Here is a 17,583-nt window from a genome sequence, read left to right on the forward strand (position 1 = left end):
GAAATGGGAAAAATAGCATTTCTTTTTCCGGGCCAAGGTTCACAGGCAGTTGGAATGGGTAAACAATTAGCAGAGAATAATAAAGAGGTTGCAAAAGTGTTTGCAAAAGCAGATGAGGTGTTGGAAGATTCACTTTCAGAAGTGATTTTTGAAGGACCGCAGGAAAAGCTTACATTAACAACAAATGCGCAGCCTGCATTATTAACAACGAGTTTTGCTATTTTGACAGCTTTGAAAGAGTATGACATTACACCTGACTTTGTCGCTGGTCATAGTTTAGGTGAATATAGCGCTCTTGTAGCAGCTGGTGCATTAACTTTTGAAGATGCTGTATATGCTGTAAGGAAACGTGGCGAATATATGGAAGAAGCTGTTCCAGGTGGGGAAGGCGCAATGGCAGCTATATTAGGTGCTGATCCACATATGCTGAAACAAGTTACAGAAGAAGTAACAAGTGAAGGATATGCAGTGCAAATCGCTAATATGAATAGTACGAAGCAAATTGTGATTTCTGGAACGAAGCAAGGCGTAGAGGTTGCTTCTCAAAGAGCGAAAGAAAATGGTGCAAAGAGAGCGATTCCACTAAAAGTAAGTGGGCCATTCCATTCTTCACTTATGAAGCCGGCAGCTGAGAAGTTCCAAAGTGTTTTAAATGAAATTACAATTCATGACACGAATATTCCTGTTATTGCAAATGTTACGGCGGAAGTTATTACACGTGGTGCAGATATTCAAGAAAAGTTAATCGAACAGCTTTATTCGCCTGTATTATGGTACCCGTCTATTGAATATATGGTGAACCAGGGAGTAGATACATTTATTGAAATTGGACCTGGAAAAGTACTTGCTGGACTTATGAAGTCAATTGATTCATCAGTAAAAGCATATGCGATATACGATGAAGAGACATTAAAAGATACCATTTCAAATTTGAGAGGAGAAAACTGATGTTAAAAGGGAAGGTAGCATTAGTAACTGGCGCTTCACGTGGAATTGGTCGCGCGATTGCGATCGATTTAGCGAAACAAGGGGCAAATGTAGTAGTAAATTATGCTGGTAATGAACAAAAAGCAAATGAAGTAGTAGATGAAATTAAAAAATTAGGTTCTGATGCGATTGCGGTAAAAGCAGATGTTGCAAATGCTGATGATGTTACAAATATGGTGAAACAAACAGTAGATACATTTGGACAAGTTGATATTCTTGTAAATAATGCTGGTGTAACAAAAGATAATTTATTAATGCGTATGAAAGAAGAAGAATGGGATACAGTTATTAATACAAACTTAAAAGGTGTATTCTTATGTACAAAAGCAGTATCTCGTTATATGATGCGTCAACGTCACGGTAGAATTATAAATATCGCTTCTGTTGTGGGTGTTATAGGAAACCCAGGGCAAGCTAATTATGTTGCTGCTAAAGCGGGTGTTATTGGATTAACAAAAACATCTGCAAAAGAGTTAGCAAGTCGAAATATTACTGTGAATGCAATTGCGCCAGGCTTTATTGCGACTGATATGACTGATGTACTAGATGAGAATATTAAAGCCGAAATGTTAAAAGTTATTCCAGCTGCTCAATTTGGTGAAGCGCAAGATATCGCGAATGCTGTAACGTTTTTTGCTTCTGATCAAAGCAAATATGTTACAGGTCAAACGTTAAATGTTGATGGCGGTATGGTAATGTAATAAAAGAATCGATTTCACCTAGTTTTTTTGGTCAATATTTAATATAATATTTGAGGGGAGGTGAATGGAATGGCAGATGTTTTAGAACACGTAACAAAAATCATCGTTGATCGTTTAGGAGTAGAAGAGACTGAGGTAGTACCAGCTGCAAGCTTCAAGGAAGATTTAGGAGCAGACTCCCTAGATGTAGTAGAACTTGTAATGCAATTAGAAGATGAATTCGAAATGGAAATTTCTGATGAAGATGCTGAAAAGATTGCTACTGTTGGCGATGCTGTGACTTACATAGAGAGTCATCTATAATGCTTAAGTGAAGTCCCGTTTTTTAGCGGGGCTTTCTGGCTTATATCTGGAGGGACCTATGCCGTACCGAAAATATAGAGAAAAAAAATACGAAACAAAATATCGTGAAGCATTTAAAGTGTTTCAAGAAAAGATAGGTATTACGTTTACAGATGAAAAATTATTGATTCAAGCATTTACGCATTCATCGTATGTGAATGAGCATCGAAAAAAACCGCATGAAGATAATGAGCGTCTTGAATTTCTTGGAGATGCAGTATTGGAACTTACTGTATCGCAGTATCTGTTTCAAAAATATCCGACAATGAGCGAAGGAGAGTTAACAAAACTACGTGCAGCTATTGTATGTGAGCCATCTCTTGTTCGTTTTGCGAACGAATTGTCATTTGGTAGCCTTGTTTTATTAGGAAAAGGTGAAGAAATGACAGGTGGACGTGAACGACCAGCTTTATTAGCGGATGTCTTTGAAGCGTTTATTGGTGCCCTTTATCTTGATCAAGGGTTAGAAACAGTTTGGGAATTCTTAAAAGAAATTGTATATCCGAAAATTAATGAGGGTGCTTTTTCTCATGTGATGGATTATAAGAGTCAGTTACAAGAATTGATTCAGCGTGATGGTAGTGGCAATGTTGAGTATCAAATTTTGCAAGAAAAAGGACCAGCTCACAATCGAGAATTTGTGTCACGTGTTACGTTAAATAACGTAGCTTTAGGTCTTGGTAGTGGTAAGTCGAAAAAAGAAGCAGAGCAACAAGCTGCTGCAGAAGCATTGAAAAAATTAAAAGAACAACTATAAGGAATCCCCCTTTGAATGAGGGGGATTCCTTATGCATAGAATGAAACTTTCTTTTTGTTTGTAAATAAAAAGAAGGTAAATCCGTATAATAGCTTGTTTTTGTATAGAGAACATTTATAACGACGGAGAATAGGAGGAAGGCCTTTCGTGTTTTTAAAAAGATTAGAAATAGCAGGGTTTAAGTCTTTTGCTGAGCGTGTATCTGTTGATTTTGTCCCGGGTGTAACTTCTGTAGTAGGACCTAATGGAAGCGGGAAAAGTAATATTACTGATGCAATTCGCTGGGTACTTGGTGAACAATCTGCAAAATCATTACGTGGTGCAAAGATGGAGGATATTATTTTTGCAGGCAGTGATACGAGGAGAGCGGTTAATGTTGCTGAAGTAACAATAACTTTAAATAATGAAGATCAACGTTTACCAATTGAATACAATGAGGTGTGTGTAACACGTCGTGTATCTCGTTCAGGTGAAAGTGATTTTTATATTAATAAACAATCATGTAGATTGAAAGATATTATTGATTTATTTATGGACTCTGGTATGGGAAGAGAAGCTTTTTCAATTATTAGCCAGGGGAAAGTGGAAGAGATTTTAAGTAGTAAGTCAGAAGAGCGTCGAGGTGTATTTGAAGAAGCGGCAGGCGTACTAAAATACAAACTTCGCAAAAAGAAAGCTGAAGGAAAATTAGAAGAAACACAAGAAAACTTAAATCGTGTACAAGATATAATTCATGAATTAAGTAGTCAAGTAGAACCTTTAGAAAGACAAGCTTCTATTGCGAAAGATTATCTTGAGAATAAAGAAGAATTAGAGAAAGTAGAAGCTGCGCTTATTGTCCATGAAATTGAAGAATTACATGAGAAATGGGAAGCACTTCGAAATCAGTTTGGGCATAATAAAAACGAAGAAGCTAAAATGTCAACGAATTTACAAAAAAGTGAAGAAGAACTTGAGGAATTACGAGGACAATTACAAGCGGTAGATGAGTCTGTAGACTCGTTGCAAGAGGTACTTCTTCTTTCTAGTAAAGAGCTAGAAAAACTAGAAGGGCAACGCGAGTTGTTAAAAGAGAGAAAGCAAAATGCTACGACGCATTGTGCGCAACTTGAGCAGTTAATTGTTGAATTAACAGAGAAAGCTAAAATTTACGATGGTGAGATTGAGTCAAGTACAGAAGCTTTAATGCAATTTGTGAATGAAGTAAAAGAGTTGGAGCAAAAATTGCATGATAATGAGCAATTGCTTGCTACTTTTGCTGACAATTTAGAGGAACAGATTGAGAATTTAAAAGGTGACTATATTGAACTTTTAAATCAACAAGCTAGTCATCGCAATGAATTATCTATGATTGAAGAACAATCTAAACAGCAAACGTCTAAAAACGAGCGTCTAGATGAAGAGAATGCGAAATATGTAGAAATGCGTATGGAAATTACAGCGAAAAAGACGAAACTTGTAGAAAGTTACGAACAAGCGAAAGAAAAAGTAGCTGGAATTCTCTCAAACATACAGAAGACAGAGGCGGCACTTGGGAAATGTAAGACGCAGTATAGTGAAAATGAAACAAAACTATACCAAGCATACCAATTTGTGCAACAGGCACGTTCTCGAAAAGAAATGCTTGAAGAGATGCAAGAAGACTATTCTGGCTTCTATCAAGGTGTACGTGAAGTATTGAAAGCTAGAGAAAATAGGTTGCAAGGTATCGAGGGTGCTGTTGCGGAACTGTTAACGGTTCCGAAAGAATACGAAGTTGCAATGGAAATCGCTCTAGGTGCAGCGATGCAGCATATTGTTGTACAAACAGAGGAGCATGCTCGTAATGCGATTGCATTTTTAAAGCAAAATAAACATGGACGTGCAACGTTTTTACCGCAAGCTGTTATTAAAAGCAGATCGTTATCATTTGAGCAATTACGCATTGTAAATCAACACCCATCGTTTGTAGGTGTGGCGGCAGAACTTGTGCAGTACAACAATAAATATGAAAATGTAGTTTCAAATTTATTAGGTACTGTTATTGTTGCGAAAGATTTACGCGGAGCAAATGAGTTGGCGAAACAACTGCAATACCGTTATCGCATTGTAACAATTGAAGGTGACGTAGTGAATCCTGGCGGTTCTATGACTGGTGGAGCGGTAAAACAAGCGAAATCTTCTTTATTAGGACGCCAACGTGAACTGGAAGAGTGGACTCGCAAGTTAACTGATATGGAAGAAAAAACAACGAAGTTAGAAAACTTTGTTAAAGCAGTAAAACAAGAGATTCAAGAAAAAGAAGTGAAAATACGCGAACTAAGGAAAACTGTAGAAGTGGATCGTGTAGAAGAGCAGAAATTAAGAGAAGAGATTAATCGTTTAGAATTAGAAGAACATCGTATTAATGACCGCTTGTCTATTTATGATTTAGAGATTGAAGGGTTTTTACAAGATCGAGTAAAAATGCAAGGGCGTAAAGAGGAGTTAGAAGGGATTTTAGCGAATCTTCAAGCTGATATCACTGAGTTAGATAGTAAAATTGTAGCTTTAACAAAACAAAAAAGTGAGCAACATTCTTCGAAAGAAAAAGTTCAAAAAGAAATGACTGAATTAAAAGTGCTGGCAGCTGAAAAGCAACAACGCTTATCTAATCAAAAAGAAAAAATTGAACGATTGACGAAGGAAAAAGAAGAAACGGATGCGACACTTGTAAAAACGAAAGAGGATTTAGCATTCTTAAAACAAGAAATGACATCTAATTCAAGTGGTGAAGAGCAAATTACGAATATGATTGAGAAGAAAGCGTATGATCGTAATCAAACTTCAGAATTAATTCGCTCTCGTCGTGAACAACGTGTATCGTTGCAAGAGAGAGTAGAACATTTAGAACGCAATTTGAAAGAAACGACAGGTAAACATAAATATATTCTTGAAATGTTGAAAGATCAAGAAGTGAGAATAAACCGACTTGATGTAGAGTTGGAAAATAGATTACAACATTTACGTGAAACATATACGATTTCATTTGAAGCGGCGAAACTAAAATATACAATGACAATGCCTGCAGAAGATGCGCGTAAGAAAGTAAAATTAATCAAATTATCCATAGAAGAGTTAGGTACAGTGAACCTAGGGGCAATTGATGAATATGAACGTGTAGCGGAGCGTCATACATTCTTACTAGAGCAGAGAGACGATCTAGAAGAAGCGAAAACGACATTGCACCAGCTTATTACCGAAATGGATGAAGAAATGAAAAAACGCTTTTCTACTACGTTTGAAGGCATTAGAATGGAATTTCAATCGGTATTCTCTGAATTATTTGGAGGCGGTAGAGCGGATTTAGTAATGACTAATCCAGAGGATTTACTAAATACGGGTATTGATATTGTAGCACAACCGCCAGGGAAGAAATTGCAGAACTTAGGTTTACTTTCAGGTGGAGAGCGTGCTTTAACGGCAATTGCGCTTTTATTTGGTATTTTAAAAGTGCGCCCAGTACCGTTCTGTGTACTAGATGAGGTAGAGGCCGCCCTTGATGAAGCGAATGTAGCTCGTTTTGCACAGTATTTAAAGAAATTTAGTGATGAGACGCAGTTTATTGTAATTACACATAGAAAAGGTACAATGGAAGAGTCTGATGTGTTGTACGGTGTAACAATGCAAGAATCAGGGGTATCTAAACTTGTTTCGGTTCGTTTAGATGCTGGAGAAGAACTTATTGCAAGTGAATAGGAAGGATGGGAAAGTATGAGTTTTTTTAAAAAACTAAAAGAAAAAATTTCAAAACAAACGGATACAGTTACAGAGAAATTTAAACACGGATTAGAAAAAACTAGAAATTCATTTGCGGATAAAGTGAATGATTTAGTGTATCGTTACCGTAAAGTGGACGAAGATTTCTTCGAAGAGTTAGAAGAAATCTTAATTGGTGCAGACGTTGGCGTTGCGACGGTAATGGAATTAATTGATCAATTGAAAGAAGAAGTACAACGTCGTAACATTCAAGATCCAAAAGAAGTACAAGTTGTTATTTCAGAAAAACTAGTGGGAATTTACAAAGGTGACAGCGATTTTAGTAACGAAATTAATATGCAAGAGGACCAATTAACGGTTGTTTTATTTGTTGGTGTTAACGGTGTAGGAAAAACGACAACAATTGGTAAACTGGCGCATAAGTTTAAATCAGAAGGTAAGTCAGTCCTATTGGCAGCAGGAGACACATTCCGTGCTGGGGCGATTGAACAATTAGAAGTATGGGGCGATCGTGTTGGTGTAGAAGTGATTAAACAAGGATCTGGATCTGATCCAGCGGCGGTTATGTATGACGCTGTACAAGCTGCGAAAGCACGTAAGGTAGATGTATTACTATGTGACACAGCAGGACGCTTGCAAAATAAAGTAAACTTAATGAAAGAGTTAGAGAAGGTGAAGCGTGTAATTGAGCGTGAAGTACCAGGTGCTCCTCATGAAGTATTGCTTGTTATTGATGCAACAACAGGACAAAACGGTTTAAGCCAAGCGAAAACATTCCGGGAGGCAACGAATGTAACTGGTATTGTTTTAACGAAGTTAGATGGAACTGCTAAAGGTGGTATTGTATTAGCGATTCGTAACGAAATGGATGTACCGGTGAAGTTTGTTGGATTAGGAGAGCAAATGGATGATTTGCAGCAGTTTGATCCAGAACAATATGTGTATGGTTTATTTGCGAACTTAGTAGAAACAGAAGAAGTATAAGCGAAAGAAGCGGTATTTCCGCTTCTTTTTCTATAAAAATATATGATGTTAAGAAAAAAACTTGACACTCTTTTGGACTCCATGTAAACTAATTCATGTAAAGGGAAATCACTTAACAAAGGATGATCCAACATGCTCGAAAAAACAACGAGAATGAACTATTTATTTGATTTTTATCAATCGTTGTTAACGCAAAAACAAAGAAGTTATATGTCGCTTTATTATCTAGATGATTTATCTCTTGGTGAAATTGCGGAAGAATTTGATGTAAGTCGCCAAGCCGTGTATGATAACATTAAACGGACTGAAGCGATGCTTGAAGAATATGAAGAAAAATTAGTATTACTTCAAAAGTTTCAAGAGCGACAGCGACTTGTTGCAAAGCTAAAACAGCTAATCAGCGAAGAAGAGCATGTGAATGAAGAAATGAAACAAGTTGTTGAAGCTATCGAAAAATTAGATTAGGAGGGCGGCAATATGGCATTTGAAGGATTAGCCGACCGACTTCAACAGACAATGCAAAAAATCCGCGGCAAAGGAAAAGTTTCTGAAGCCGATGTGAAAGAAATGATGAGAGAAGTTCGTCTAGCTCTTTTAGAAGCAGATGTTAACTTTAAAGTAGTAAAAGATTTTGTGAAGCGTGTGTCTGAACGTGCTGTCGGACAAGATGTAATGAAAAGTTTGACACCTGGACAACAAGTAATTAAAGTTGTACAGGAAGAACTTACAGAACTTATGGGCGGAGAGCAAAGCAAAATTGCTGTTGCTAATAAGCCACCGACTGTTATTATGATGGTTGGTCTGCAAGGTGCGGGTAAAACAACGACGACAGGTAAGCTTGCGAATTTGCTTCGTAAAAAGCATAATCGTAAACCGATGCTTGTTGCAGCTGATATTTACCGTCCAGCAGCAATTAAACAGCTTGAAACATTAGGGAAGCAATTGGACATGCCTGTATTTTCTTTAGGAGATCAAGTAAGTCCTGTTGAAATTGCGAAACAAGCGATTGCAAAAGCAAAAGAAGATCATCATGATTATGTTTTAATCGATACAGCGGGTCGCCTGCATATTGATGAAGAACTAATGGATGAATTAGCGAAAGTTAAAGAAGTTGCGAAACCGGATGAAATTTTCCTTGTTGTCGATGCGATGACGGGACAAGACGCGGTAAATGTTGCACAAAGTTTCCATGAACAGTTAGGTTTAACAGGTGTTGTATTAACGAAATTAGATGGTGATACGCGCGGTGGTGCTGCATTATCTATTAAGGCTGTAACAAACACACCGATTAAATTTGCTGGTATGGGTGAAAAACTAGATGCAATTGAAGCGTTCCATCCAGAGCGTATGGCATCCCGTATTTTAGGGATGGGCGATGTCTTAACATTGATTGAAAAAGCGCAAGCTACAGTTGATGAAGAGAAAGCAAAAGAACTTGAGCAAAAAATGCGTACGCTTTCGTTTACGCTTGACGATTTCCTAGAACAACTTGGACAAGTGCGTCAACTTGGGCCGCTTGATGAATTGTTAGGAATGCTTCCTGGTGCAAATAAAATTAAAGGGCTGAAAAATGCGCAAGTTGATGAAAAACAAATTGGGCATATTGAGGCAATTATTCGTTCTATGACTAAATTAGAACGAGAACAACCGGAAATAATCAATGCTAGTCGCAAAAAGCGCATTGCCAAAGGTAGCGGTACAACTGTACAAGAAATCAATCGTCTAATCAAACAATTCGATGACATGAAAAAAATGATGAAGACGATGACTGGAATGCAAAAAGGCAAGAAAAAAGGACTAGGTGGATTGAAGTTTCCATTCATGTAAGGAAAAAAAGATGGCTCTGTTAAGAAAAAATACTTTACAAAGCAATAGTCTTTTTGCTAATATAATTATCTGTGTGAAATAAATTCGGAGGTGCTTTATAAATGGCAGTTAAAATTCGTTTAAAACGTATGGGAGCTAAAAAAACTCCTTTCTATCGTGTAGTTGTTGCAGATTCTCGTTCTCCTCGTGACGGACGTTTCATTGAGGAAATCGGAACTTACAATCCAGTTGCTCAACCAGCTGAAGTTAAGATCAACGAAGAAGCAGCATTAAAATGGTTAGGAAATGGTGCTAAACCATCTGATACAGTTCGTAACTTATTCTCTAACCAAGGTATCATGGAGAAATTCCACTTATCTAAACAAGGTAAGTAATTGAGGCAATGACTATGAAGAAGTTAGTCGAGACGATTGTCAAGCCTCTTGTCGATCATCCTGAAGATGTAAAAGTTACACAGGAACTTTACAACGGAGAGATAAAGTATCGATTAACTGTACATCCTGAGGATGTTGGAAAAGTCATTGGAAAGCAAGGGAGAGTTGCGAAAGCGATTCGAATGCTCTTGTATTCAGTGGGACATCATAATGATGAAAAAGTAACACTGGAAATTCAATAAACGTAAAAAGGGCGAGGAGTTATTCCTCTCCCTTTTTTAACATTTAAATAGAGATTGCATGTTCCATCTATGAAATGGAGATGCTTAATTTATATAGAAACCAGGGGTGACATACTATTTATGACAAAATGGTTTAACGTAGGGAAAATTGTAAATACTCATGGCGTAAGAGGAGAAATCCGTGTTATTTCTCGTACTGATTTTCCAGAAGAGCGATATAAAGTAGGAAACACACTATACATATCGAATGAGAAAGACACAGACTACCTTCCGGTGAAGGTAACTTCTCATCGCCAACATAAGACATTCGATTTATTAACATTTGAAGGATATAACAATGTAGATGAAGTAGAGAAGTTTAAAGGTTCTTTAATAAAAGTACCAGAAGAGCAGTTAGGCGAACTTGCTGAAGGTGAATACTACTATCACGAAATTATTGGTTGCAGCGTTGTAACGGAAGAAGGAGAAGCGCTAGGGACAATCAAAGAAATTCTCTCTCCTGGTGCAAATGATGTTTGGGTGATTAAACGTCCGAAGGGTCAAGATCTTTTAATTCCTTATATTGATGACGTTGTACTTCAAGTTAATATTGAAAATAAATTAGTAACCATTCATGTAATGGAAGGGTTGCTATAATGAAAATTGATATTTTAACGTTGTTCCCAGACATGTTTACCGGTGTATTTGGATCTTCTATATTAAAGAAGGCGCAAGAAAAAGAAGCGGTAAACCTTCGTGTTGTTAACTTTCGTGATTATACAACAAGTAAGCATAATAGCGTAGACGATTATCCTTACGGCGGAGGAGCTGGTATGGTGCTTACTCCTCAGCCTATTTTTGATGCTGTAGAAGATTTGACGAAAGAGACAGAGCGTAAGCCGAGAGTTGTCTTAATGTGTCCGCAGGGCGAAAGATTTACGCAGAAGAAAGCGGAAGAGCTTGCAGAGGAAGAACATTTGATCTTTGTATGTGGGCATTATGAAGGGTATGACGAACGAATTCGTGAGCATCTCGTAACGGATGAGATTTCTATTGGTGACTATGTATTAACGGGCGGAGAATTAGCTTCTATGGTTATTACTGATAGTGTTGTACGTCTCTTGCCAGGCGTGCTAGGAAATCATGCTTCACAAGTGGAGGATTCGTTTAGTACAGGTTTATTAGAGCATCCTCATTATACACGTCCGGCTGATTTTCGTGGTATGAAGGTACCGGATGTATTAATGTCAGGGAATCATAAAAATATTGACGAATGGCGACATAAGGAATCTTTGCGCCGTACGTATACGCGTAGACCTGATTTGTTAGATGATAGAGATCTATCTAAACAAGAGAAAAAATGGCTTGAGGAAATAAAGCGAGAGCAGTAATAACTTCATATATTTGCTATTGCAACAGGCCTAGTAATATGCTATTATAACATTTGTGCTACTGAAATCAGTAGCCGTATTAACGATGTTCCGCTGTAATTTATTAAGACTTTATAAGAGCATCTGTTTAAAGGAGAGAATTTAATATGCAACAATTAATCGCAGAAATTACAAAAGGCCAATTAAAAACTGACCTTCCTTCATTCCGTCCTGGTGACACTTTACGTGTACACGTAAAAGTTGTTGAGGGAACTCGTGAAAGAATTCAGCTTTTCGAAGGTGTTGTAATTAAACGGCGTGGTGGCGGAATTAGTGAAACATTCACAGTTCGTAAGATTTCTTACGGTGTAGGTGTTGAGCGTACATTCCCAGTTCACACGCCAAGAATCGCGAAAATCGAAGTACTTCGCCGTGGTAAAGTACGTCGTGCTAAGTTATACTACTTACGTAACCTTCGCGGTAAAAAAGCACGTATTAAAGAAATTCGATAAGACATGTATGGGAGCTTGTAAATGCACAAGCTCCCTTTTTCCAATCTATATGAAATTTTGGTATAATACGAACAGCTTACATAACCGTGGAGGGGAAATGCATGAAAAAAGAGAAGAGTTCACTTTGGGAATGGATTAAAGCAATTTTGATTGCTGTTGTATTAGCTGGTGTTATTAGACAGTTTTTCTTTGCTCCAATTCTCGTAGACGGGGTATCGATGGCACCTACTTTACATGATCGTGATCGAATGATTGTGAATAAAATTGGTTATCACATTGGAGATCCAAAACGCTTTGATATTATCGTATTTCGAGCAACAGAAGATAAAGATTACATTAAGCGCATTATAGGCCTGCCAGGCGATGAAATAGAGTATCGTAATGATAAACTGTATGTTAACGGAAAGGCTTATGAGGAGCCGTATTTAGACAAGCAGAAAAAGCAAATTGCTGACGGACCGCTTACATATGATTTTAATCTTGAAGAAATGACAGGCAAGAAAACTGTTCCAAAAGATCAATTATTTGTTTTAGGTGATAATCGTCGTTTTAGTAAAGATAGCCGTTCAATCGGTACGATTTCAAAGGATCAAGTAATTGGTAAAGCCAATATGTTATATTGGCCGTTAGAAGACGCACGTATTGTGAAATAAATGAAAAAGAAGGTGGCAACATGGTAATTCAATGGTTTCCAGGGCATATGGCGAAGGCTAGACGCCAAGTAACGGAGAAATTAAAATTAATTGATGTTGTAATTGAGCTTGTAGATGCTCGATTACCATTATCATCTCGAAACCCAATGATTGATGAAATCATTACACATAAGCCGAGGCTTGTTGTTTTAAATAAAGCGGATATGGCAGATGATCGTTTAACAAAACAATGGATCGCATATTTTAAAGAAAAAGGCCATATGGCAATTTCGATTAATGCGCAAGCTGGACAAGGTATGAAAGAAATTGCAGCAGCTTGTAAAGTGCTTGTTAAAGAAAAATTTGATAAAATGGTTGCAAAAGGTATTAGACCGAGAGCGATTCGCGCATTAATTGTAGGTATACCAAATGTTGGTAAATCTACATTAATTAATAAATTGGCAAAGAAAAATATTGCTAAAACAGGAGATCGTCCAGGTGTGACAACAGCTCAACAATGGATTAAAGTTGGGAAGGAAATGGAATTGTTAGATACGCCAGGTATTCTGTGGCCTAAATTTGAAGATCAATTAGTGGGTCTTCGCTTAGCGACGACGGGTGCAATTAAAGATTCAATTTTAAATTTACAAGATGTAGCTGTTTACGCATTACGTTTTATGGAGAAACATTATCCAGAACGCTTGAAAGAACGCTACAATTTAAATGAGATTCCAGAAGATATTGTGGAATTATTCGATGCAATTGGAAAAAATAGAGGCTGCTTAATGGGCGGCGGAATGATTGATTATGATAAGACATCTGAGCTTGTACTTCGTGAGCTTCGTGGTGGCAAACTTGGAAAAATGACGTTTGAGACACCGGAAGAGTTTGCAGAGCAAGTAGAAGATGTGGAAAAAATAGAAGAAGTATAAGACGTGCGTTTGTGCGTCTTTTCTTTTTGGATACGTTTAAAAAGGAGCTTGTATAAATGCAAACAATGACGATAAAAGAAGCGGAAAATGTATTGAAAGAAATTATGAATGAAGAAGATGATCGCTTTCAACTGTTAATGAAAGATGAGCGAAAAGGCGTTCAAAAGCTCGTTTTGAAGTGGTATAAACAAAAAGAGTTAGAACAGAAAGAAAAAGAGAAGTTTTTTGAAATGTCCAAGTATGAAAATGCTTTGCGTGAAAAAGGGGTCACATATATCGCAGGTATTGATGAAGTAGGGCGCGGGCCATTGGCTGGGCCTGTTGTGACGGCAGCTGTCGTTCTTCCTGAGGATTTTTATATTCCAGGGTTAAATGACTCAAAAAAGCTGAGTGAAGCGAAACGTGAGCGTTTTTATGATGAAATAAAAGTACAAGCGATTGCAATTGGAGTTGGAATTGTATCACCGCAAGTTATTGATGAAATTAATATTTACCAAGCAACGAAACAAGCGATGTTAGATGCTGTTGCAAATTTATCTTATACACCCCAACATTTATTAATTGATGCGATGAAGCTTCCCACACCAATTCCGCAAACTTCAATTATTAAAGGTGATGCGAAAAGTGTTTCGATTTCAGCTGCATCCATTATCGCAAAAGTAACGAGAGATCGTATGATGAAAGAACTGGGAGAGAAGTATCCTGAATACGGATTTGAGCAACATATGGGATATGGCACAAAGCAACATTTAGAGGCAATTGAAGTGCATGGAGTATTAGAGGAACACCGAAAGTCATTCGCGCCAATTAAAGATATGATTCAAAAATAAGCTGTAAATATACAGCTTATTTTTTATTTTGGCATATAAACATTACTATTTCCGAAAAAGAATAAAGCGATTTCAGTTTTCTGACACTTTATTGTAGACAGCGTGCCAATCATCTTATACAATGGCAATGTAATGTTTTTTAAACATTAAAAAACTTTTCGAGTAAAACAGGAAAACAGGGGAGGATGGGACCATGAATATCCATGAGTACCAAGGTAAGGCAGTCCTTAGAAGCTATGGGGTTAGCGTTCCGAACGGGAAGGTTGCATTTACAGTAGAAGAAGCTGTAGAAGCAGCGAAAGAATTAGGAACAGATGTATGTGTAGTGAAAGCACAAATTCACGCTGGTGGACGCGGCAAAGCTGGCGGAGTAAAAGTTGCAAAAAATTTAGATGAAGTTCGTACATATGCAGAAAGCATTTTAGGAACTACACTTGTGACACATCAAACAGGTCCTGAAGGTAAGGAAGTAAAACGCTTACTTATCGAAGAAGGTTGCGATATTAAAAAAGAATATTATGTAGGTCTAGTTTTAGATCGTGCAACTTCTCAAGTTGTTTTAATGGCTTCTGAAGAAGGCGGAACAGAAATTGAAGAAGTAGCAGAAAAAACACCTGAAAAAATCTTTAAAGAATATATTGATCCAGCAGTAGGCTTACAAGGTTTCCAAGCGCGCCGAATTGCATTTAACATCAATATTCCAAAAGAGCTTGTAGGACAAGCTGTGAAGTTTATGATGGGCTTATACCGTGCGTTTATTGAAAAAGATTGCTCTATCGCTGAGATTAACCCACTTGTTACAACAGGTGAAGGTAAAGTTATGGCACTAGATGCAAAATTAAACTTTGATTCTAATGCGTTATATCGCCATAAAGACATTTTAGAGCTTCGTGATCTTGACGAAGAAGATGCAAAAGAAATTGAAGCTTCAAAATACGACTTAAACTACATTCCTTTAGATGGAAATATCGGTTGTATGGTTAATGGTGCAGGTTTAGCGATGGCTACAATGGATATCATTAAACATTACCACGGTGACCCAGCTAACTTCTTAGATGTTGGTGGCGGTGCAACTGCTGAAAAAGTTACAGAAGCATTCAAAATTATCCTTTCTGCCAAAAATGTAAAAGGTATCTTCGTTAACATTTTTGGTGGCATTATGAAGTGTGATGTTATTGCAGAAGGTGTTATTGAAGCAACGAAACAGGTAGGTCTTGAGTTACCTTTAGTTGTACGTCTTGAAGGTACAAACGTAGAACTAGGTAAGAAAATTTTAAATGAGTCTGGCTTAAATATTGTTGCAGCAGAATCTATGGCAGACGGTGCACAAAAAATTGTTTCACTAGTGGGCTAATAGAAAGCGGGGGAGAAAAATGAGCGTATTAGTTAATAAAGATACAAAAGTTATTGTTCAAGGTATTACAGGTTCTCAAGGTTTATTCCATACAAAACAAATGATTGAATACGGTACGAAAATTGTCGGTGGTGTAACGCCAGGTAAAGGTGGCTCTGATATTGAAGGTGTACCAGTATTTGATACTGTAGAAGATGCAGTGAAAGCAACAGGCGCAAACGCTTCAGTTGTATACGTTCCACCCGCTTTTGCGGCTGATGCAATTATGGAAGCAGTTGATGCAGAAATCGATTTAGTAGTATGTATTACTGAAGGAATTCCTGTATTAGATATGGTAAACGTAAAGAGATATATGGCTGGTAAACATACACGTTTACTTGGACCAAACTGCCCAGGTGTTATCACGCCTGATGAATGTAAAATCGGTATTATGCCAGGATACATTCATAAAAAAGGTCATGTAGGTATCGTATCGCGCTCTGGTACTTTAACGTATGAAGCTGTACACCAGTTAACACAAGAGGGTATTGGACAATCTACTGCTGTAGGTATCGGCGGGGACCCTGTTAACGGTACAGACTTTATTGATGCGTTAAAAGCATTTAATGAAGATGAAGAAACACATGCTGTAATTATGATTGGTGAAATCGGCGGTACAGCAGAAGAAGAGGCAGCTGAATGGGTAAAAGCTAATATGACAAAACCTGTTGTAGGCTTCATTGGTGGTCAAACAGCGCCTGCTGGCAAACGTATGGGCCATGCTGGTGCAATCATTTCTGGCGGTAAAGGAACTGCTGCTGAAAAGATTAAAACAATGGAAGCTTGTGGCATTAAAGTAGCTGAAACTCCAGCAGTTATGGGAGAAACGCTAATCTCTGTTTTAAAAGAAAAAGGTTTATTTGAGACTTGCAAAAACTATTAATCTGTTGAAAGACACCCTCTTACTTGAGGGTGTCTTTTTACACTTTTTCTGTTTACATAATAAAAATTATGGGTAAGGAGAATTGAGATGAAAAGAGAGCGATTATTACATCTTCATTACTTGCTAGCAGATTATTGGAAAGCGATGGAGAGGCTACTATATGTCGATCCAGAATTAAAGAACATATATACTTTTAACGAAAAACAAATGGAATACTACACTGGAATATCCTCGAAAAAATCTTCAGAACTAGTGAAATTTCTTCAAAGTTCAAATCTTCCGCAATATATATCTTATTTAGAGAAAAATCGTATTTTTTATATAACGATATGGGATGAAAATTATCCGCAATTATTACGTGAAATACAAGATCCTCCCTTCGTTTTATATGGAAAAGGAGAGAAAGATTTTCTCAATAAAGTAAATAAATTAGCAGTTGTTGGAACGAGAGAACCATCATTATATGGTCATGAGAGTTTGAAGTTTATTTTACACCCTTTATTAGAAAGAGAGTGGCTTATTGTCAGTGGGTTTGCAAAAGGGATAGATACAATGTCTCATGAGATTACAGTAAGGCATCATTGCCCGACTATTGCGATATTAGGGAACGGATTGTCGTTTATGTATCCGAAAGAAAATAGACATTTATATGAAATGTGGAAGGAATATATATTGTTATTGACAGAGTATCCTCCACACTATGCACCGAAAAAATGGTATTTTCCAAAAAGGAACCGGATTGTTAGTGGTATAAGTAAAGGTGTTTTAGTTGTAGAAGCCAAATCGAGAAGTGGAACACTTATTACTGCAGACCTTGCGTTAGAGCAAAATAGAGAGGTGTTTGCGCTTCCTGGACCTATATTTATAGAGGGGGCATCGGGAACGAATCATCTTATTCAACAAGGAGCAAAATTAGTAAGAAATGCAGAAGATATCTTGGAGGAGATTTTAAATTAACCTTATATTTTTAAATTTTTATTAAACAATTATTGACAAATGGTAGATTGGCACTGTATGGTATATTCATTCTTGATTGACAAAAACAAGAGAAATCAATAAGATTAATGAAGACTTGAATCCACCTCTTAAGGAGGCACTAG

19 protein-coding genes are annotated in these 17,583 nt (G+C 37.3%); all 19 read left to right on the forward strand.

From position 1 onward, the window contains the following. Nucleotides 1-3 precede the first annotated feature (3 nt). The 19 genes from fabD (at nt 4) to dprA (ending at nt 17,440) form a co-directional block, all read left to right on the forward strand. Entirely contained in the window at nt 4-948 is a 945-nt protein-coding gene (gene fabD, locus ACQRBL_RS18620) for an ACP S-malonyltransferase (RefSeq protein WP_000515899.1), read from the forward strand. After that, nucleotides 948-1,688: a 3-oxoacyl-[acyl-carrier-protein] reductase gene (fabG, locus tag ACQRBL_RS18625; protein ID WP_000911769.1), complete on the forward strand. Its 741-nt coding sequence runs from the start codon at nt 948-950 to the stop codon at nt 1,686-1,688. The genes fabD and fabG overlap by 1 nt, the downstream gene beginning before the upstream one ends. Nucleotides 1,689-1,757: 69 nt before the next feature. Next, entirely contained in the window at nt 1,758-1,991 is a 234-nt protein-coding gene (acpP, locus tag ACQRBL_RS18630) for an acyl carrier protein (protein ID WP_411995999.1), read from the forward strand. Between the two features lie 58 nt (nt 1,992-2,049). After that, complete coding sequence (rncS, locus tag ACQRBL_RS18635) at nt 2,050-2,787, forward strand: ribonuclease III (protein ID WP_001146875.1); 738 nt, start codon at nt 2,050-2,052, stop codon at nt 2,785-2,787. A 147-nt stretch (nt 2,788-2,934) separates the two neighbouring features. Continuing rightward, the gene (gene smc, locus ACQRBL_RS18640) at nt 2,935-6,504 is read left to right on the forward strand and encodes a chromosome segregation protein SMC (RefSeq protein WP_000478997.1); all 3,570 of its coding nucleotides are present in this window, start codon (nt 2,935-2,937) and stop codon (nt 6,502-6,504) included. Between the two features lie 15 nt (nt 6,505-6,519). After that, nucleotides 6,520-7,509, forward strand: a complete 990-nt coding sequence (ftsY, locus tag ACQRBL_RS18645) for a signal recognition particle-docking protein FtsY (RefSeq protein ID WP_411996000.1) — start codon at nt 6,520-6,522, stop codon at nt 7,507-7,509. Between the two features lie 132 nt (nt 7,510-7,641). Beyond that, on the forward strand, nt 7,642-7,974 hold the full coding sequence (locus tag ACQRBL_RS18650; protein WP_000891062.1) for a putative DNA-binding protein: 333 nt from the start codon (nt 7,642-7,644) through the stop codon (nt 7,972-7,974). A gap of 12 nt (nt 7,975-7,986) precedes the next feature. Further along, nucleotides 7,987-9,336, forward strand: coding sequence for a signal recognition particle protein (gene ffh / locus ACQRBL_RS18655; protein WP_000863460.1), 1,350 nt, complete (start codon nt 7,987-7,989; stop codon nt 9,334-9,336). 101 nt (nt 9,337-9,437) lie between these two features. Then, the gene (gene rpsP / locus ACQRBL_RS18660) at nt 9,438-9,710 is read left to right on the forward strand and encodes a 30S ribosomal protein S16 (protein ID WP_000268750.1); all 273 of its coding nucleotides are present in this window, start codon (nt 9,438-9,440) and stop codon (nt 9,708-9,710) included. 14 nt (nt 9,711-9,724) lie between these two features. After that, nucleotides 9,725-9,952 carry a KH domain-containing protein gene (locus ACQRBL_RS18665; protein WP_000737399.1) on the forward strand — a complete coding sequence of 76 codons (228 nt, stop codon included), beginning with the start codon at nt 9,725-9,727 and terminating at the stop codon, nt 9,950-9,952. Between the two features lie 120 nt (nt 9,953-10,072). Further along, nucleotides 10,073-10,588 (forward strand): ribosome maturation factor RimM, encoded by a 516-nt coding sequence (gene rimM, locus ACQRBL_RS18670; protein ID WP_000170272.1) that lies wholly within the window; start codon nt 10,073-10,075, stop codon nt 10,586-10,588. After that, entirely contained in the window at nt 10,588-11,322 is a 735-nt protein-coding gene (gene trmD, locus ACQRBL_RS18675; protein ID WP_000686899.1) for a tRNA (guanosine(37)-N1)-methyltransferase TrmD, read from the forward strand. Before rimM ends, trmD begins: the two co-directional genes overlap by 1 nt. A 146-nt stretch (nt 11,323-11,468) precedes the next feature. Continuing rightward, a complete protein-coding gene (gene rplS / locus ACQRBL_RS18680; protein ID WP_001186516.1) occupies nt 11,469-11,813 on the forward strand; it encodes a 50S ribosomal protein L19 in 345 nt (114 codons plus the stop codon). A gap of 101 nt (nt 11,814-11,914) precedes the next feature. Beyond that, a complete protein-coding gene (lepB, locus tag ACQRBL_RS18685; RefSeq protein ID WP_000711852.1) occupies nt 11,915-12,466 on the forward strand; it encodes a signal peptidase I in 552 nt (183 codons plus the stop codon). Nucleotides 12,467-12,486: 20 nt separating this feature from the next. After that, nucleotides 12,487-13,377, forward strand: a complete 891-nt coding sequence (gene ylqF / locus ACQRBL_RS18690) for a ribosome biogenesis GTPase YlqF (RefSeq protein WP_000236702.1) — start codon at nt 12,487-12,489, stop codon at nt 13,375-13,377. A 56-nt stretch (nt 13,378-13,433) separates the two neighbouring features. After that, nucleotides 13,434-14,207 (forward strand): ribonuclease HII, encoded by a 774-nt coding sequence (locus ACQRBL_RS18695; protein WP_001194269.1) that lies wholly within the window; start codon nt 13,434-13,436, stop codon nt 14,205-14,207. Between the two features lie 193 nt (nt 14,208-14,400). Beyond that, nucleotides 14,401-15,561, forward strand: a complete 1,161-nt coding sequence (gene sucC / locus ACQRBL_RS18700; protein ID WP_411996001.1) for an ADP-forming succinate--CoA ligase subunit beta — start codon at nt 14,401-14,403, stop codon at nt 15,559-15,561. 19 nt (nt 15,562-15,580) lie between these two features. Then, on the forward strand, nt 15,581-16,483 hold the full coding sequence (gene sucD, locus ACQRBL_RS18705) for a succinate--CoA ligase subunit alpha (RefSeq protein ID WP_411996002.1): 903 nt from the start codon (nt 15,581-15,583) through the stop codon (nt 16,481-16,483). A gap of 87 nt (nt 16,484-16,570) precedes the next feature. Beyond that, nucleotides 16,571-17,440: a DNA-processing protein DprA gene (gene dprA, locus ACQRBL_RS18710; protein ID WP_411996003.1), complete on the forward strand. Its 870-nt coding sequence runs from the start codon at nt 16,571-16,573 to the stop codon at nt 17,438-17,440. Nucleotides 17,441-17,583 lie beyond the last annotated feature (143 nt).

This window comes from Bacillus sp. AF62 (assembly GCF_050312695.1).
Classification (GTDB): domain Bacteria; phylum Bacillota; class Bacilli; order Bacillales; family Bacillaceae_G; genus Bacillus_A; species Bacillus_A cereus.